The 18,452-nt window shown below is 63.9% G+C and carries 17 protein-coding genes; 8 read left to right on the plus strand and 9 right to left on the minus strand.

Going from position 1 to position 18,452, the window contains the following annotated elements:
* Nucleotides 1-4: 4 nt before the first annotated feature.
* From rseP to rpsB, 8 genes are all read right to left on the minus strand, one after another.
* The gene (gene rseP / locus E3U47_RS03030; RefSeq protein ID WP_134689530.1) at nt 5-1,357 is read right to left on the minus strand and encodes a sigma E protease regulator RseP; all 1,353 of its coding nucleotides are present in this window, start codon (nt 1,355-1,357) and stop codon (nt 5-7) included.
* Between the two features lie 42 nt (nt 1,358-1,399).
* Nucleotides 1,400-2,590, minus strand: a complete 1,191-nt coding sequence (gene ispC / locus E3U47_RS03035) for a 1-deoxy-D-xylulose-5-phosphate reductoisomerase (protein WP_134689531.1) — start codon at nt 2,588-2,590, stop codon at nt 1,400-1,402.
* Complete coding sequence (locus tag E3U47_RS03040; RefSeq protein WP_134689532.1) at nt 2,587-3,402, minus strand: phosphatidate cytidylyltransferase; 816 nt, start codon at nt 3,400-3,402, stop codon at nt 2,587-2,589. Before E3U47_RS03040 ends, ispC begins: the two co-directional genes overlap by 4 nt.
* A complete protein-coding gene (uppS, locus tag E3U47_RS03045) occupies nt 3,402-4,157 on the minus strand; it encodes a polyprenyl diphosphate synthase (RefSeq protein WP_134689533.1) in 756 nt (251 codons plus the stop codon). Before uppS ends, E3U47_RS03040 begins: the two co-directional genes overlap by 1 nt.
* A gap of 18 nt (nt 4,158-4,175) precedes the next feature.
* On the minus strand, nt 4,176-4,733 hold the full coding sequence (gene frr / locus E3U47_RS03050) for a ribosome recycling factor (protein ID WP_134689534.1): 558 nt from the start codon (nt 4,731-4,733) through the stop codon (nt 4,176-4,178).
* Entirely contained in the window at nt 4,730-5,473 is a 744-nt protein-coding gene (gene pyrH / locus E3U47_RS03055; protein ID WP_134689535.1) for a UMP kinase, read from the minus strand. The genes frr and pyrH overlap by 4 nt, the downstream gene beginning before the upstream one ends.
* Nucleotides 5,474-5,650: 177 nt before the next feature.
* The gene (gene tsf / locus E3U47_RS03060) at nt 5,651-6,514 is read right to left on the minus strand and encodes a translation elongation factor Ts (protein ID WP_050704410.1); all 864 of its coding nucleotides are present in this window, start codon (nt 6,512-6,514) and stop codon (nt 5,651-5,653) included.
* Nucleotides 6,515-6,699: 185 nt separating this feature from the next.
* Entirely contained in the window at nt 6,700-7,437 is a 738-nt protein-coding gene (gene rpsB, locus E3U47_RS03065; RefSeq protein WP_028690678.1) for a 30S ribosomal protein S2, read from the minus strand.
* 356 nt (nt 7,438-7,793) lie between these two features.
* On the opposite strand from rpsB, the gene map reads away from it, so the two are divergent.
* From map to E3U47_RS03085, 4 genes are all read left to right on the plus strand, one after another.
* Nucleotides 7,794-8,576, plus strand: a complete 783-nt coding sequence (gene map / locus E3U47_RS03070; protein ID WP_134689536.1) for a type I methionyl aminopeptidase — start codon at nt 7,794-7,796, stop codon at nt 8,574-8,576.
* A gap of 25 nt (nt 8,577-8,601) precedes the next feature.
* Entirely contained in the window at nt 8,602-11,301 is a 2,700-nt protein-coding gene (locus E3U47_RS03075) for a [protein-PII] uridylyltransferase (protein ID WP_134689537.1), read from the plus strand.
* 21 nt (nt 11,302-11,322) lie between these two features.
* Nucleotides 11,323-12,516, plus strand: a complete 1,194-nt coding sequence (gene dapC / locus E3U47_RS03080) for a succinyldiaminopimelate transaminase (protein ID WP_134689538.1) — start codon at nt 11,323-11,325, stop codon at nt 12,514-12,516.
* Between the two features lie 166 nt (nt 12,517-12,682).
* Nucleotides 12,683-13,405, plus strand: a complete 723-nt coding sequence (locus E3U47_RS03085; protein WP_167659423.1) for a M12 family metallopeptidase — start codon at nt 12,683-12,685, stop codon at nt 13,403-13,405.
* A gap of 7 nt (nt 13,406-13,412) precedes the next feature.
* On the opposite strand, the gene E3U47_RS03090 is transcribed toward E3U47_RS03085, so the two are convergent.
* Nucleotides 13,413-15,059 carry a Na+/H+ antiporter gene (locus E3U47_RS03090; RefSeq protein WP_134689540.1) on the minus strand — a complete coding sequence of 549 codons (1,647 nt, stop codon included), beginning with the start codon at nt 15,057-15,059 and terminating at the stop codon, nt 13,413-13,415.
* Between the two features lie 272 nt (nt 15,060-15,331).
* On the opposite strand from E3U47_RS03090, the gene E3U47_RS03095 reads away from it, so the two are divergent.
* From E3U47_RS03095 to E3U47_RS03110, 4 genes are all read left to right on the plus strand, one after another.
* The gene (locus tag E3U47_RS03095; RefSeq protein WP_134689541.1) at nt 15,332-15,679 is read left to right on the plus strand and encodes an ArsC family reductase; all 348 of its coding nucleotides are present in this window, start codon (nt 15,332-15,334) and stop codon (nt 15,677-15,679) included.
* A 42-nt stretch (nt 15,680-15,721) separates the two neighbouring features.
* Entirely contained in the window at nt 15,722-16,756 is a 1,035-nt protein-coding gene (gene dapD / locus E3U47_RS03100) for a 2,3,4,5-tetrahydropyridine-2,6-dicarboxylate N-succinyltransferase (RefSeq protein ID WP_134689542.1), read from the plus strand.
* A gap of 77 nt (nt 16,757-16,833) precedes the next feature.
* The gene (locus E3U47_RS03105) at nt 16,834-18,039 is read left to right on the plus strand and encodes a cysteine desulfurase (protein ID WP_134689543.1); all 1,206 of its coding nucleotides are present in this window, start codon (nt 16,834-16,836) and stop codon (nt 18,037-18,039) included.
* Nucleotides 18,036-18,446, plus strand: a complete 411-nt coding sequence (locus E3U47_RS03110) for a SufE family protein (RefSeq protein WP_134689544.1) — start codon at nt 18,036-18,038, stop codon at nt 18,444-18,446. The genes E3U47_RS03105 and E3U47_RS03110 overlap by 4 nt, the downstream gene beginning before the upstream one ends.
* Nucleotides 18,447-18,452: the final 6 nt, after the last annotated feature.

The following is an 18,452-nucleotide window of genomic DNA, read 5'->3' on the forward strand; positions in this document are numbered from 1 at the left end:
CTTTTTATAGTCGACCCAGATCATTGATCAGGGCGAGCAACATCACCCCGACGACCAAACTGATACCGATCTGGACCCCCCAACCTTGCACCCGATCCGAGAGCGGACGACCGCGCGCCCACTCGATCAGGTAGAACAGCAAATGCCCCCCATCCAGTACCGGGATGGGCAGCAGGTTCAGAACCCCCAGGCTTATGCTCAGATAGGCCAGGAAATTCAGGAAATCCCCGACGCCCGACTGGGCTGAAGCGCCCGCCACTTTAGCAATGGTTATCGGTCCGCTCAAGTTTTTTACCGAGAGCTCCCCGAACAGCATTTTCTTCAGCGATTCGAGGGTCAGAACACTCATGTTCCAGGTGCGCGAAAGGCCCTCGCCCACCGCTTCCAGCGGGCCATAGCTGACCTCGCGGAGCATCTGCGCCGGCCATTGCGTGGCCTTGACGCCCGCCCCCAGATAACCGCCGGCGGCCTTGCCTTCGCCCTTGCGCGCCAGGGTCACCGGCACCTCGAGCGACGCGCCGTCACGCTCGATCCGCAGGCTCACCTGCTGCTGCGGGCGCGCGCGCACGGCGTCGACCACTTGCTGCCAGTCGGCGAGGACCACGCCGTCCAGGGCCAGCAGCTTGTCGCCGGTCTTGAGCCCGGCGGCCGCCGCCGGCCCCTTGGGGTCGATCTCAGCCAGCACCGGCGCTACCGCCGGGCGCCACGGACGCAGGCCGAGAGACTGGATCGGGTCCGGCTCGTCGACGCCCTTGAGCCAGTGGCTCAAGGTGATTTGGTGCTGACGCTCGGTAGTCGCGCCTTCGTCGACCACGCCCACCCGCAGGGTGCCGCTCTCGCCAAGGCGCCGCACCAGCTGCAAATTGACTGCCGACCAGCCCGTGGTCGGCTCGCCATCAATGGAAACAATTTCCTGACCGACATTCAGACCGGCGGTTGCCGCCAGGCTACCCGGTTCCACCGCGCCAATGACCGGCCGCACCTGCTGCGAGCCGAGCATGGCGACCACCCAGAAGAACAGGATGGCGAGCAGGAAGTTGGCGATCGGACCGGCGGCGACAATCGCAATGCGCTGGCGCACCGACTTGCGGTTGAACGACTGCTCGACCAGCGCTGGCGGCACTTCGCCCTCACGCTCATCGAGCATCTTGACGTAGCCGCCCAGCGGAATCGCCGCGATTACGAACTCGGTGCCTTGGCGGTCATGCCAGCGCAGCAGCGGCGTGCCGAAGCCGACCGAGAAGCGCAGCACCTTGACCCCGCAGCGGCGCGCCACCCAGAAGTGGCCGAACTCGTGGAAGGTGACCAGCACACCCAGCGCAATCAGGGTACCGATGATCATGTAGAGCGCAGTCATGTCCAATCTCCGGATGACAGTCGGCGCGGCATGCCGCTGGCGTCAGCGGCCGTGGCGCCGCAACCACTCCCGGGACAGTTCCCGGGCACGTTGATCGGCGGCGAACACCGCCTCGAGCGTAGGCAGCGAGACCACCGGCTCCTGATCGAGTACCTGCTCGATCATACTCGCGATCTCCGGGAAGCGAATACGACGCTGCAGGAACGCCTCCACCGCCACCTCGTTGGCGGCGTTGAGCACCGCCGGCGCACTGTTGCCGGCCTCGGCAGCCTGACGCGCCAGGCGCAGGCATGGGAAGCGCTGTTCGTCGGGGGCCTGGAAATCCAGACGGGCGATGGCGAACAGGTCCAGCGGCGCGACACCCGAGTCGATACGCTCCGGCCAGGCCAGGGCATTGGAGATCGGCGTGCGCATGTCCGGGTTGCCCAGCTGGGCCAGCACGGAGCCGTCGATGTAGTCGACCAGCGAGTGAATGACGCTCTGCGGGTGCACCACCACTTCCACCTGGGACGGCTTGGCATCGAACAGCCAGCAGGCCTCGATCAGCTCCAGGCCCTTGTTGAGCATGCTCGCCGAGTCGACCGAGATCTTGCGGCCCATGGACCAGTTGGGGTGGGCGCAGGCCTGCTCGGGCGTGACGTTGAGCAGCTCCGCGGCCGGGGTATCACGGAACGGGCCACCGGAGGCGGTCAGCAGGATCCGTCGTACCCCCACGTTGCCCAGGCCACGGGCGAAGTCGCCGGGCATGCACTGGAAGATCGCGTTGTGCTCGCTGTCGATCGGCAGCAACACCGAACCGCTGCGACGCACCGCGTCCATGAACAAGGCCCCGGACATCACCAGGGCCTCTTTGTTGGCCAGCAGCACCTTCTTGCCCGCCTCGACCGCCGCCAGGGTAGAACGCAGGCCCGCGGCGCCGACGATGGCCGCCATCACCGCGTCCACTTCCGACGCCGACGCCACCTGGCAGAGGCCGGCCTCGCCTTCCAGCACCTCGGTGGCGCAGCCCGCCGCGGCCAGCCCGTCACGCAAGCGCGCGGCGGCCTCGGCGCTCGGCACCACGGCGAATGCCGGACGGTGACGCACGCACAGGGCCAGCAACTCGTCGATGCGTGAATAGCCACTCAGGGCGAACACCTGGTAACGCTCAGGGTGGCGCGCGATGACATCCAGGGTGCTCAGACCGATCGAGCCGGTGGCCCCGAGCACGGTAATACGTTGCGCACGATTCACATCACACCCCATTCGGCAGCCCACAAAAGTACGGCAAACATCGGAATCGCCGCGGTCAGGCTGTCGATGCGATCGAGCACGCCGCCGTGCCCCGGCAGCAGGTTGCTGCTGTCCTTGATGCCTTCGCGGCGCTTGAACATGCTCTCGGTCAGGTCACCGACCACCGAGGACATGACCACCACCACTGCGCCCAGCAGGCCCAGCAGGATCTGGCCAATGCCCCAGTCGCGGGCCAGGCCCACGCCCAGAGTGATCAGCAGGCTGACCACCAGGCCGCCATAGACACCCTCCCAGCTCTTGCCTGGGCTCACCTGCGGCGCCAGCTTGCGCTTGCCGAAGGCACGCCCGGAGAAATAGGCACCAATGTCGGCGGCCCAGACCAGCACCATCACCGCCAGGATCAACCAGTTGCCCAGCGGCCAGTGCTTGAGCAGCACCAGGCCCTGCCAGGCCGGCAGCAGCACCAACAAGCCGATCAGCAGGCGGCAGGCGGCGCTGCTCCACAGCTCGTTGCTGCGTGGATAGGTCAGCACCAGCCAGGTGGCCAGCGCCCACCAGATCACCGAGGCGCCCAGCACCCAGGGAGCGAGGTCCGGCATCAAGTAGAGCAGCATCAGCCCACCGGCCACCACCGCGGCATAGGCGATGCGCAGCGGCTGCGCCACCAGGCCGGCCAGGCGCGCCCACTCCCAGGCGCCGAGCGTGACCACGAAACCGATGAACAGGGCGAAATCCCCACCATTGAGCAGGAAGAAACCACCCAGCGCGATCGGCAGCAGGATCAGCGCGGTAATGATGCGTTGTTTAAGCATTAAGCACGGGCTCCGGCTTCGACCTGCTCGCTGGTCTTACCGAAGCGGCGCTGGCGCGAAGCGAAATCGGCCAGCGCGTTGCGCATGGCCTCGTGTTTGAAGTCCGGCCAGTACAGGTCGGAGAAGTACAGCTCGGCGTAGGCCAGCTGCCACAGCAGGAAGTTGCTGATGCGGTGTTCGCCACCGGTGCGGATGCACAGGTCGGGCAGCGGCAGGTCCCCGGTGGCCAGGCACGTCTGCAACAGCTCGGGGGTGATGTCCTCCGGACGCAGGTGCCCGGCCTGAACTTCCCGCGCCAGGCGCTGCGCGGCCTGGGCGATATCCCACTGGCCACCATAGTTGGCGGCGATCTGCAGGATGAAGCGGTTGCTGCCAGCGGTGGCAGCCTCCGCCTCGCGCATGGCCGCTTGCAACTCCGGATGGAACCGCGAACGGTCACCGATGATGCGCAGGCTGATGTTGTTGTCGTTCAGGCGCTTGGCCTCGCGACGCAGCGCCGAGAAGAACAGCTCCATCAGCGCACCGACCTCTTCGGCCGGGCGCTGCCAGTTTTCGCTGGAGAAAGCGAAGAGCGTGAGCACCTCGACCTTCGCCTCGGCGCACACTTCGATCACCGCGCGGACGGCATCGACACCCGCCTTGTGCCCGGCGACGCCAGGCAGCAGGCGCTTCTTCGCCCAGCGGTTGTTGCCATCCATGATGATAGCGACATGACGCGGCACCGAGGACGGCGCCGCTGGCTTGGTCTTTTCCATTAAAGAGCAACCCTGGCCTCAAACGGCCATCAGGTCCTTTTCCTTGGCCTTGAACGCGGCGTCGACTTCAGCGACGAACTTGTCGGTCAGCTTCTGGATCTCGTCCGCGGCGCGACGCTCTTCGTCTTCGCTGATTTCCTTGTCCTTGGTCAGCTTCTTCAGGTCGGCCAGGGCATCGCGACGCACGTTGCGCACGGCGACCTTGGCGTCTTCGGACACAGCGCTGGCCTGCTTGGTGTAGCCCTTGCGGGTTTCCTCGGTCAGGGCCGGCATCGGCACGCGAATGGTGGTGCCGGCGCTAGACGGGTTCAGGCCCAGGTCGGACGTCAGGATGGCCTTCTCGATGGCCGCGCTGAGGTTCTTGTCGTGAGCGACGATCTTCAGGGTACGGGCGTCCTCGACGGTGATCGCGGCCACCTGGTTCAGCGGCATGTCGCTACCCCAGGCAGGGACCTTGACGCTGTCCAGGATGCTCGGATGGGCGCGACCGGTACGGATCGCCGCCAGGTTGCGGGCCAGCGCCTCGATGGACTTGCCCATGCGCTCCTGGGCGTCTTTCTTGATTTCGTTGATCATTTTTGAACTTCCTCGATCAGAGTTCCTTCCGCGCCGCCATGCACGATGTTCAGCAGGGCGCCGGGCTTGTTCATATTGAAGACGCGCAGCGGCATCTGGTGGTCGCGACACAGGCAAATTGCCGTCAGATCCATCACGCCCAGCTTGCGATCCAGCACTTCATCGTAGGTCAGATGATCGAACTTCTCGGCATGCGGGTCCTTGAATGGATCTGCAGTGTATACACCATCGACCTTGGTTGCCTTCAAAACCACGTCGGCATCGATTTCGATGGCGCGCAGGCAAGCGGCGGAGTCGGTGGTGAAGAACGGGTTACCGGTACCGGCGGCGAAGATCACGACTTCCTTGGAGTTCAGGTGGCGCATGGCCTTGCGACGATCGTAGTGATCGGTCACACCGACCATGGAGATGGCCGACATGACGATTGCGGTGATGTTCGCCCGCTCCAGCGCGTCGCGCATCGCCAGGGCATTCATCACGGTCGCCAGCATGCCCATGTGGTCGCCGGTGACACGATCCATGCCGGCTGCACTGAGCGCCGCGCCACGGAACAGGTTGCCACCACCAATCACCAGGCCGACCTGAACGCCGATACCGACCAGTTGGCCGACTTCCAGCGCCATGCGATCCAGGACCTTGGGGTCGATCCCGAACTCTTCCGAGCCCATCAGGGCCTCGCCGCTAAGTTTGAGTAGAATGCGTTTATAGCGAGCCTGATAACCACTGCCCTGCTGAGCCATTGCGAATCTCTCCTGCGGCGTTTGTAAAATTCTGGCGGGCTGCTTGAGCCTGCATGTAACACTGACATGACGCAGCGACTGCGTCAGCGAGCAACGGCCTGACAAACCGCTCCCGCTTTGACAAAGAGGCTGCGCGCGTGAGCGGGCAGCCTCTTTGGGGCGACAGACGAGTCCGTCTTACTGCTTGGCGGCAGCTACCTGGGCGGCAACTTCGGCAGCGAAGTCATCAACCGGCTTCTCGATGCCTTCGCCGACCTTGAAGTAGGTGAAGGAAACGATTTCAGCGCCGGCTTTCTTGGCCAGTGCGCCGACCTTGACTTCCGGATCCATCACGAAGGCTTGCTCTTTCAGCGAGGCTTCGGCTTTGAACTTGGAAATACGACCGTTGATCATGTTCTCAACGATGTTTTCCGGCTTGCCGGCGATCTTGTCGGCGTTCAGCTGCAGGAAGACGTTCTTCTCGCGCTCGATGGCCTCGGCGGAGATTTCCGACGCATCCAGGAACTCTGGGTTCGAGGCTGCAACGTGCATGGCGATGTTCTTGGCCAGATCGACGTCACCGCCTTTCAGGACAACGACGGCACCGATCTTGTTGCCATGCAGGTAGGCACCGACAACGTCACCCTCAACGCGCACCAGGCGACGGATGTTGACGTTCTCGCCGCACTTGGCGACCAGGGCTTCACGAGCAGCTTCACGCGAGGCGATCAGCGGAGCGGCGTCGGTCAGCTTCTGGGCGAAGGCTTCTTCGATGCTTTCGGCAACGAAGTTCTTGAAGTCGTCTTGCAGGGCCAGGAAGTCGGTCTGCGAGTTCACTTCCAGCAGGACGGCGGATTTACCGTCGGTCTTGACGGCGATAGCACCTTCAGCAGCGACGTTGCCAGCCTTCTTGGCGGCCTTGATGGCGCCCGAGGCACGCATGTCGTCAATGGCTTTCTCGATGTCGCCGCCGGCCTTTTCCAGGGCCTTCTTGCAATCCATCATGCCTTCGCCGGTACGCTCGCGCAGTTCTTTGACCAGCGCCGCAGTAATTGCTGCCATTTCAAAATCCTCTTGGAAAGTTTTTCAACCATTCCACCCGCTCGTCACGGGCGTTAAATTCTGCAAATCGCTGCCTTTATATCAGCTCGCCCATGATGCGGGGCCGTTGCTGACAGCAGGATTTCAAGGTGGCAAAAAGGGGGCCAAGCCCCCTTTTTGCGTGCCAAGTAGACGCCAGGCGTCAATTACTCAGCAGCAGGTGCAGCCGCTTCTTCAGCGTAGACTTCAGTGCCGCCGGCAACATTGTTGCGGCCGCGGATGACGGCGTCAGCCATCGAAGTCATGTACAGCTCGATAGCGCGGATGGCGTCATCGTTACCTGGGATGATGTAGTCAACACCTTCTGGGCTGCTGTTGGTATCGACAACGCCGATAACCGGGATGCCCAGCTTGTTGGCTTCAGTGATGGCAATGCGCTCGTGGTCGACGTCGATCACGAACAGGGCATCAGGCAGGCCGCCCATGTCCTTGATACCACCCAGGCTGCGGTCCAGCTTTTCCAGATCGCGCGAACGCATCAGGGCTTCTTTCTTGGTCAGCTTGGCAAAGGTGCCGTCTTCGGCCTGGGTTTCCAGGTCGCGCAGACGCTTGATCGAGGCGCGGATGGTCTTGTAGTTGGTCAGCATGCCGCCCAACCAACGGTGGTCAACGTATGGCGAACCGCAACGAGCAGCTTGCTCGGCGACGATCTTGCCGGCGGAACGCTTGGTGCCGACGAACATGATCTTGTTCTTGCCCTGGGCCAGGCGCTCGACGAAGGACAGAGCCTCGTTGAACATCGGCAGGGTTTTTTCCAGGTTGATGATGTGGATCTTGTTACGCGCGCCGAAAATGTACTTGCCCATTTTCGGGTTCCAGTAACGGGTCTGGTGGCCGAAGTGCACACCGGCCTTCAGCATATCGCGCATGTTGACTTGGGACATGATAGTTCCTTGATAAGTCGGGTTGGGCCTCCACGTATCCCAATGACCAACCCGCGCTTGCGAACAAGCGGGGCACCCAGGCCATCGTGTCGACACGTGTGTGGGTTTGAGCTAACGGAGGTCTCCCCCGAAAGCGGCGCATTTTATACCACAGACTGCGCGCGAACGGAACCCGGATGATGCAGCGTCCGTCAGCGGCTTTTGCAGCGACCCGGCTTTGGGGCCAGAATGCCTTCAATAGACCACCGGATCGCCGGGCTTCTCCCGCGAGAGCCCGCCAGATCGCCGCCGCGCTCTGGTAGAATCCGGTCTTTCCCGTTTGTTCGCGCCGCCCGTGGCGCCGTAGAGAGCCTGTAATGACCGTCACCATCAAGACCGCAGAAGACATCGAAAAGATGCGCATCGCCGGCCGCCTGGCCGCCGAAGTGCTGGAAATGATCGAGCAGCACGTCAAGCCCGGTGTCACCACCGAAGAGCTCGACCGCCTGTGCCACGACTACATCGTCAACGTCCAGCAGGCGATCCCGGCACCGCTCAACTACAAGGGCTTCCCCAAGTCGATCTGCACCTCGATCAACCACGTGGTCTGCCATGGCATACCCAACGACAAACCCCTGAAGGACGGCGACACCATCAACATCGATGTCACCGTGATCAAGGACGGCTATCACGGCGACACCAGCCGCATGTACCACGTCGGGACCGTCGCCCCGTGGGCCGAGCGCCTGTCGAAAGTCACCCAGGAATGCCTGTACAAGGCCATCGAGCTGGTCAAGCCGGGCTGCCGCCTGGGCGACATCGGCGAAGTGATCCAGAAGCACGCCGAAAAGAATGGTTTCTCGGTGGTCCGCGAGTTCTGTGGCCACGGCATCGGCAAGGTGTTCCATGAAGAGCCGCAGATTCTCCACTACGGCCGCGCCGGCACCGGCATGGAGCTCAAGGAAGGCATGACCTTCACCATCGAGCCGATGATCAACCAGGGCAAGGCCGACACCAAGGTGCTGGGCGATGGCTGGACCGCCATTACCAAGGACCGCAAGCTCTCGGCCCAGTGGGAACATACCCTGGTGGTGACCGCAGACGGCTACGAGATCTTTACCCTGCGCAAGGACGACACTATCCCGCGCACCTCGGCCTGACTCTTATCCAAAGGAACGCGACTCGATGCCCCAGGTGGATCCCGAGCTGTTCGACCGCGGCCAGTTCCAGGCGGAACTGGCCCTCAAGGCTAGCCCCATCGCCGCGTTCAAGAAGGCCATCCGCATGGCCGGCGAGGTGCTCGACAAGCGTTTTCGCGAGGGCCGGGAGATCCGCCGCCTGATCGAGGACCGTGCCTGGTTCGTCGATAACATCCTGCAACAGGCCTGGCGCCAGTTCGACTGGGGCAATCCCGACGGCATCGCCCTGGTCGCCGTCGGCGGCTATGGTCGCGGCGAGCTGCACCCGTACTCCGACATCGACCTGCTGATCCTGCTCGAGGCCGCCGAGCACGAGCAGTACCGCGACGCCATCGAACGTTTTCTGACCTTGCTGTGGGACATCGGCCTGGAAGTCGGTCAGAGCGTGCGCACTGTCGACGAATGCGCCGAGCAGGCGCGCGCCGACCTCACGGTCATCACCAACCTGATGGAAAGCCGCACCATCGCCGGCCCCGAGCCACTGCGCCAGCGCATGCTCGATGCCACCAGCACGGCGCACATGTGGCCGAGCAAGGAGTTCTTCCTGGCCAAACGCGCCGAACTCAAGGCCCGCCACCACAAGTACAACGACACCGAGTACAACCTGGAGCCCAACGTCAAGGGCGGCCCCGGCGGCCTGCGCGACATCCAGACGGTGTTGTGGGTAGCTCGGCGCCAGTACGGCACCCTCAACCTGCACGCCTTGGCCGGCGAGGACTTCCTGCTGGAAAGCGAGAACGAGCTGCTGGCCTCGTCCCAGGCCTTCCTCTGGCGTGTGCGCTACGCCCTGCACATGCTCGCCGGGCGCGCCGAAGACCGCTTGCTGTTCGACCACCAGCGCAGCATCGCCGCGCTGCTGGGCTACAGCGACGACAACCCCAAGCGCGCCATCGAGCAGTTCATGCAGCAGTACTACCGGGTGGTGATGAGCATCAGCCAGTTGTGCGACCTGATCATCCAGCACTTCGAGGAGGTGATCCTCGCCGATGACAGCGGCAGCACGCAGCCGCTCAACGCCCGGTTCCGCCTACACGACGGCTATATCGAGGCAGCCAACCCCAACGTGTTCCGCCGCACACCGTTCGCCATGCTGGAAATCTTCGTGCTGATGGCCCAGCACCCGGAAATCAAGGGTGTGCGCGCCGACACCGTGCGCCTGCTGCGCGAGCATCGTCATCTGATCGACGACAAGTTCCGCCACGATATCCGCAACACCAGCCTGTTCATCGAACTGTTCAAGTGCGAAATCGGTATCCACCGCAACCTGCGGCGGATGAACCGCTACGGCATCCTCGGCCGCTACCTGCCGGAATTCGGCCTGATCGTCGGGCAGATGCAGCACGACCTGTTCCACATCTATACGGTCGACGCCCACACCCTCAACCTGATCAAGCACCTGCGCAAGCTGCAGTACACCCCGGTGTCGGAGAAATTCCCGCTGGCCAGCAAGCTCATGGGCCGTCTGCCCAAGCCCGAGCTGATCTACCTGGCCGGGCTGTACCATGACATCGGCAAGGGCCGCCAGGGCGACCATTCCGAGCTTGGCGCGGTAGACGCGCAAGCCTTCTGCGCGCGGCACCAGCTACCCGCCTGGGACAGCCGGCTGATCGTCTGGCTGGTGCAGAACCACCTGGTGATGTCCACCACCGCCCAGCGCAAGGACCTCTCCGACCCGCAGGTGATCAACGATTTCGCCCTGCATGTCGGCGATGAGACACGCCTGGACTACCTCTATGTGCTGACCGTGGCCGACATCAACGCCACCAACCCCAGCCTGTGGAACTCCTGGCGGGCAAGCCTGCTGCGCCAGCTCTACACCGAGACCAAGCGCGCCCTGCGCCGGGGCCTGGAGAACCCGCTGGACCGCGAGGAGCAGATCCGCCAGACCCAATCCGCGGCCCTGGATATTCTCGTGCGCGAAGGCACCGACCCGGACGACGTCGAGCAGTTGTGGTCACAGCTGGGCGATGACTACTTCCTCAAGCACAACGCCGCCGACGTGGCCTGGCACAGCGACGCGATCCTCCAGCAGCCGGCCGACGGCGGCCCACTGGTGCTGATCAAGGAAACCACCCAGCGCGAGTTCGAGGGCGGCACGCAGATCTTCATCTATGCCCCCGACCAGCATGACTTCTTCGCCGTGACCGTGGCCGCCATGGCCCAACTCAACCTGAACATTCACGATGCGCGGATCATCACCTCGAGCAGCCAGTTCACCCTCGACACCTACATCGTGCTCGACAACGACGGCGGCTCTATCGGCGACAACCCGCAACGGGTCAGGCAGATCCGCGACGGCCTGACCGAGGCGCTGCGCAACCCGGAGGATTACCCGACCATCATCCAGCGTCGGGTGCCGCGCCAGCTCAAGCACTTCAACTTCCCGCCGCAGGTGACCATCCTCAACGATGCCCAGCGCCCGGTGACCGTGCTGGAGATCACCGCCCCCGACCGCCCCGGCTTGCTGGCGCGGATCGGGCGGATCTTCCTGGAGTTCGACATCTCGCTGCAGAACGCCAAGATCGCCACCCTCGGCGAGCGCGTGGAAGACGTGTTCTTCATCACCGACGCCGACAACCAGCCGCTATCCGATCCGCAACTGTGCAGCCGCCTGCAGGAAGCCATCGTCCAGCAGTTGCAGGCCGGCCAGGCCAGCGATGCCAGCCCTACCCGCATGACCTTTTGACGATAACGAGACCTTGCGCCGATGAACCACGCCTTGACCCAGCTCCAGCCCTACCCGTTCGAGAAACTGCGCGCCCTGCTGGGCACCGTGAAGCCGGCAGCCGACAAGCGCGCCATCGCCCTGTCTATCGGTGAGCCGAAGCATGCATCGCCGGCGTTCGTCGCTCAGGCCATGGCCGACAACCTCGACAAGCTGGCGGTGTATCCAAGCACAATCGGCCTGCCTGCCCTGCGCCAGGCCATCGGCCAGTGGTGCGAGCGGCGGTTCGACGTCCCGGCCGGCTGGCTCGATGCCGACCGCCACATCCTGCCGGTCAACGGCACCCGCGAGGCGCTGTTCGCCTTCACTCAAGCCGTGGTCAACCGCAGCGACGACGCCCTGGTGGTCAGCCCCAACCCGTTCTACCAGATCTACGAAGGCGCGGCGCTGCTGGCCGGCGCCACCCCGCACTACCTGCCATGCCTGGAAAGCAACGGCTTCAACCCCGACTTCGATGCTGTGCCGGCCGAGATCTGGGAACGCTGCCAGATCCTGTTCCTGTGCTCCCCAGGCAACCCCACCGGCGCCCTGGTACCGATGGACACCTTGAAGAAGCTGATCGCCCTCGCCGACAAGCACGACTTCGTGATCGCCGCCGATGAGTGCTACAGCGAGCTGTACTTCGACGAGGACGCGCCGCCAGCGGGTCTGCTGAGTGCCTGCGCTGCCCTTGGTCGCAGTAACTTCAAGCGCTGCGTGGTGTTCCACAGCCTATCCAAGCGCTCCAACCTGCCAGGCCTGCGTTCGGGCTTCGTGGCTGGCGACGCCGAGATCATCAAACCATTCCTGCTGTACCGCACCTACCACGGCTGCGCGATGCCGGTGCAAACCCAACTGGCCAGCGTCGCTGCCTGGCAGGACGAAGCCCATGTGCGCGAGAACCGCGACCTGTACCGGGCCAAGTACGACGCCGTGCTCGAGATCCTGCAACCGGTGCTGGACGTGCAGCGCCCGGATGGCAGCTTCTATCTGTGGGCCAAGGTGCCGGGCAGCGATGCCGATTTCACCCGCGACCTGTACGAAGCCGAGCATGTGACGGTGGTGCCGGGGTCGTATCTGTCGCGGGAAGTGGATGGCGTCAACCCGGGGGCCGGGCGTGTGCGCATGGCGCTGGTCGCGCCGCTGGCCGAGTGCATCGAGGCGGCGGAGCGAATCAGGGCATTCCTGACTCGCTGACAATGCAGCGCTGCCGGCCCCTCATCCGCAGGGCTGGGCAGCAATCAACAGGAGCTGGCGCCCCTTGGTTCAAAAACTTATCGGGCGCCACCCGTAGCAATATGTACCGCATTGCGCACCCATGACCTTTTTAAAGTGGGATTTCCTACACAAAAAGGTACATGACATGAAACACATCCTACTCGAAAAAACCGTTCATCAAGTACGCAAGACATTGCGCCGCAAGCACACCCTCTCCACCCGCTCGATCGGTTTGCCAGAGACCTTCTGGGCCCCCGGCCAGACACTGGGCGTCTCGTTCCGCGGCGCGCCAGAGGAATCCCTCAAGCAAGCAATAATGAGCGCCGCCACCCAATGGCTCGATCACGCTAACCTGACATTCGAACTGCGCGAAGACAATGATAGCTCGGCCGAGATATACATCGAGACCGACGCCCCTGAAACCCTGAACCAAAGCAACTACGGCAAGTACCGGCCGGATCCGGACGATGAGACCATGACCCTGGGTATCAAGCCGGGTCATCCGCGCTTCGAACTTACTGTGCTGCATGAGTTTGGACATGCATTGGGCCTCTACCACGAGCACCAGCATCCCGAGGCCAATATTCCCTGGGATCTGGACGCCGTGCGGGAGTACGTCGCAGCGAAGTTCACGCAAGAGGAACGCGAGGACCCAGCCTTCGCGGAAACCTTGGAGCGGTTGATCAGGCAGAATTACCTGCCGATCACCTATGAGACCATCATCACCTTGCGCTATGACAAGGAGTCAATCATGCACTACGCCATCGACCAATCGCTGACCTTGACGGACTGGTCATCGGACTGGAATTTCCAGCTCAGCGACAAGGACAAGCAGTTCATCAGCATGATCTATCCGATCCCTGAATAGCCTGCGGCTATCTGAGCTGCCCTAGCTTGGCCTCGCTCAAGTCCAGTTCGCCCAGCACCTGGCGCACCACCTCATCTCCTACTCGATGCTGGCGATGCAAGTTGTACAACTCCAGGCGCTGGGCGCGCAGTGCCCGCACGCGCAGGCGGCGCTCCAGCAGGTCCATCTGCTCGGCCAGGGCACGGGCCTCGACGCTGTCGTTGTAGCTCTCGAGCTCGTCTCGGTATTCGGCCATCAACCGCGCCTTTAGCTCGACCGCCAGGGCCGCCTGGGCGGCATCCTGCGGCGTGTTGGCGTCGGTCACTTCTTCCGCCTCCAAGGCATGGATCGCGGCCTCCGCCGTGCGTCGCCAAGCCTCCTGAACCTCCTGCTGCAGGCGCTCATCCGGGCTCTTGGTGACGCCGCGCAGCAGGATTGGCAGGGCAATCACGGCACTGACCAGCGACAACAGGATCACCCCGGCAGCGATGAAAATCAGCAGGTCACGTTCTGGGAAGGCTTGGCCCGCTCCGATCAGCAGCGGAATCGACATCACGCCGGCCAGGGTCACCGCTCCACGCACCCCTCCCAGGGTCAGCAGCCAGCAGGAACGCGCGGTCGGCATCAGCACCAACGCCGGCTTGCCACGCCAACGCCGCACCACGCCAATGGCGCGCCAGATGCTCTGGACCCAGACGAAGCGCAGCAATACCAGCGCGGCGAAGATCGCCACGACATCCAGGCAGCGCCAGGCCAGGGTCGGCCATACCGCCGCTTCGTCACTGATCACCGCTTTGATGATGTCCGGCAATTGCAGGCCCAGCAGCAGGAAAATCAGGCCGTTGAAAGCGAACTCGAGCAACGACCAGACACTGCGATTGAGCAGGCGTGTGCTGGTCTGGCGTGGTAGCAGGTCGAGCCAGCTCTGCATCATGCCGGCGGCCACTGCTGACAGGATGCCCGACACGCCCAGGCGCTCGGCCAGCACATAGGCGGCGAACGGCAGCAGCAGCATGAACACCACGTGGGTGGCCGGATCGTCCCAGCCGCGGGTGATCATCCACATGCGCAGGCGCCCAACCAACCAGCTCAGCGCCACCCCCACCGCCAGGCCGCCCAGGGCGACCAGGACGAACGTCAAGCTGGCCTCGGTCAGCGAGAACACGCCGGTGATGGCGGCGGCCAGGGCGAATTTGAAGGTCACCAGGCCCGAGGCGTCGTTCATCAACGCCTCGCCTTGGAGCATGTGCATCAGCGGCGTGGGCAGGCGGTCCTGGGTGATGGCCGAGACCGCCACCGCATCGGTGGGCGACAGCACCGCCGCCAGGGCAAAGGCCACCGGCAGGGGAATGCTCGGCAGCAGCCAGTGGATGAAGTACCCGGCGCCGACCACGGTGAACAGCACCAGCCCCACCGCCAGTGCCACCACCGGCCCGCGTATGCGCCACAGCTCGCGCTTGGGCATGCGCCAGCCGTCGGCGAACAGCAGCGGAGGCAGGAACAGGAACAGGAACAGCTCCGGGTCCAGCGCCACATGCAGGCCCAGGGTCGGCCACGCCAGCAAGGCACCGGCGCCGATCTGCACCAACGGCAGCGGCAGCGGCAACAGGCGCCCCACCAGTTTGGAAACGCTCACCAGCATCAGCAGGATAAGAACGGTATAAGCTGACTGCATCGGCAAGCTTCCTGTGTGATTCGAGAAACGATAGCGGGGGCAACATCGCCATTGAAACAATATGTTAGCGGCCTACGTCTATCTTGGACCGCTGCACGATAGTCGCAGCCGCTCAACGAATATGTAACACAATGCTACTAGTGACGCCGTGACACACATCGCCCCGTACCGATAAGCCCGCAGCCGTGGCGCCAACCCTGTCGATACCGCATAATCGGCCCTACCCCCTCTTCAAGGAGTATCGGGCACGCCCAGGCTGCCCCAGGCATTCAATGGCTTACACTCTCTACGGCATCAAAGCCTGCGACACCATGAAAAAGGCCCGCACCTGGCTTGAAGAACAGGCCATCGGCTTCGAGTTCCACGACTACAAGACCCAGGGCATCGACCGCGACAGCCTCAACCGCTGGTGCGACGAGCATGGCTGGGAAATCGTGCTGAACCGCGCCGGGACCACCTTCCGCAAGCTCGACGACGCCAGCAAGGCCGACCTCGACCAGGCCAAGGCCGTCGAACTGATGCTCGCCCAACCGTCGATGATCAAGCGTCCGGTACTCGACCTTGGCGAGCGTACCCTGGTTGGCTTCAAGCCCGACCTGTACGCCGCTGCGCTGACCTGATCCCGCATTACGCTCCATCCCCTTTTCGCATGAGGTAATCGCATGTCTCAATCGCTGTTCAGCCTGGCCTTCGGTGTCGGCACCCAGAACCGCCAGGGTGCCTGGCTGGAAGTCTTCTACGCGCAGCCTGTGCTCAAGCCGTCGGCCGAGCTGGTAGCCGCCGTCGCGCCGATCCTCGGCTATGAGGGCGGCAACCAGGCCATCGCCTTTACCACCGCCCAGGCCGCGCAACTGGCTGAAGCACTCAAGGGTGTGGACGCCGCACAAGCCGCCCTGCTGACCCGCCTGGCCGAAAGCCACAAGCCGCTGGTCGCCACCGTGCTGGCCGAAGACGCTGCTCTAGCCTCCACGCCAGAGGCCTACCTCAAGCTGCACCTGCTGTCGCACCGCCTGGTCAAGCCGCACGGCGTGTCGCTGGCCGGCATCTTCCCGCTGCTGCCAAACGTGGCCTGGACCAGCCAGGGCGCCATCGACCTGGCCGAGCTGGCCGAGCAGCAACTGGAAGCGCGCCTCAAGGGCGAACTGCTGGAAGTGTTCTCGGTGGACAAGTTCCCGAAGATGACCGACTACGTGGTCCCGGCCGGCGTGCGCATCGCCGACACCGCCCGTGTGCGCCTGGGCGCCTACATCGGCGAAGGCACCACCATCATGCACGAAGGCTTCGTCAACTTTAACGCCGGCACCGAAGGCCCGGGCATGATCGAAGGCCGCGTGTCGGCCGGCGTATTCGTCGGCAAGGGCTCGGACCTGGGCGGCGGCTGCTCGACCATGGGCACCCTGTCCGGTGGCGGCAACATCGTCATCAAGGTCGGCGAAGGTTGCCTGATCGGCGCCAACGCCGGTATCGGCATTCCGCTGGGCGACCGCAACACCGTCGAGGCCGGCCTGTACATCACCGCCGGCACCAAGGTGAACCTGCTGGACGAGAACAACCAGCTGGTCAAGGTGGTCAAGGCACGCGATCTGGCCGGCCAGACCGACTTGCTGTTCCGCCGCAACTCGCTCAATGGCGCCGTGGAGTGCAAGACCCACAAGTCGGCCATCGAGCTGAACGAGGCGTTGCACGCCCACAACTGATTCCCCTCAGGCGTGAAGTGATAAGATCGGGTTTGCTCTTGAAGGCAGACCCGATTTTCATTCCAGGCCCCGCGACCATGTTCCAACCCTCCCCCTGGCGTGCCGACTTTCCCGCCATCGCCACCCTGCAACGCCAGCACCAGACCTATCTGGATAGCGCCGCCACCACGCAGAAACCCCAGGCCCTGCTCGATGCCCTGAGCCACTATTACGGCCATGGCGCGGCCAACGTGCACCGTGCCCAGCACCTGCCCGGCGCCCTGGCCACCCAGGCCTTCGAGGGCTCCCGCGACAAGGTCGCCGCCTGGCTCAATGCCGCCGACTCGCGGCAGATCATCTTCACCCACGGCGCCACCTCGGCGCTGAACCTGCTGGCCTATGGCCTGGAACACCGCTTCGAGGCCGGCGACGAAATCGCCATCAGTGCCTTGGAACACCACGCCAACCTGTTGCCTTGGCAGCAAATGGCGCAACGTCGCCAACTGCGCCTGGTGGTACTGCCGGTAAACGAGCAGGGCCATGTCGACCTGGATCAGGCCCTGCAACTGATCGGCCCGCGCACCCGCCTGCTCGCCATCAGCCAGCTGTCCAACGTGCTGGGCACCTGGCAACCGCTGGCGCCTCTGCTGGCCCATGCCCAGGCCCAGGGTGCCCTGACGGTGGTCGATGGCGCCCAGGGCGTGGTCCATGGCCGTCACGATGTGCAACAGCTGGCCTGTGACTTCTACGTATTCTCCAGCCACAAGCTCTACGGCCCGGAAGGCGTCGGTGTGCTCTATGGCCGCCCCCAGGCGCTGGGGCTGCTGCGCCACTGGCAATTTGGCGGCGAAATGGTCCAGCTCGCCGAGTACCAGACCGCCAGTTTCCGCCCTACACCGCTGGGCTTCGAGGCAGGCACCCCACCAATCGCCGGGGTGATCGGCCTGGGTGCAACCCTGGACTACCTGGCCAGCCTAGACGCCAACGCGGTGGCCACCCATGAGGCCACCTTGCACCAACACCTGGTACGCGGCCTGGCTGATCGGGAAGGGGTTCGTCTGCTTGGCTCACCGCAAGCGGCGCTCGCCAGTTTCGTCATTGAAGGGGTGCACAACGCCGATATCGCCCACCTGCTGACGGAACAAGGCATTGCCGTACGCGCCGGGCATCACTGCGCCATGCCCTTGCTCAAGGGGCTGGGGCTGGAGGGCGCGATCCGTGTTTCTCTCGGGCTCTATACCGACAGCGATGACCTGCAACGTTTATTCGACGCGCTCGATCAGGGCCTGGAGCTGCTGCGATGAGCCTGTCGGCCGAGGCCAGCCAGGCGCTGGAGAGTTTCCAACAGGCGCGAGGGTGGGAGCAGCGGGCGCGACTGCTGATGCAGTGGGGCGATCGGCTGGAGCCACTGGGTGACAGCGAGAAGACCGAGGCCAACCGGGTGCACGGCTGCGAAAGCCTGGTGTGGCTGGTGGCACATCAGGAAAATGGTCAGTGGCATTTCAAAACCGCTAGTGATGCACGCCTGTTGCGCGGCTTGCTGGCACTGCTGCTGGTACGGGTGCAGGGCTTGGCCAGCGACGAGCTAGCGGTGCTGGACCTGGGCGCCTGGTTTACCCAATTGGGGTTGGAGCGCCAGCTGTCACCGTCGCGCAGCAATGGGCTGCATGCGGTGTTGCTGAGAATGGCCGACCTGGCGACCACTCACTGACGTCAA

It is taken from the genome of Pseudomonas sp. RIT623 (assembly GCF_004519305.1).
Taxonomy (GTDB): Bacteria; Pseudomonadota; Gammaproteobacteria; order Pseudomonadales; family Pseudomonadaceae; genus Aquipseudomonas.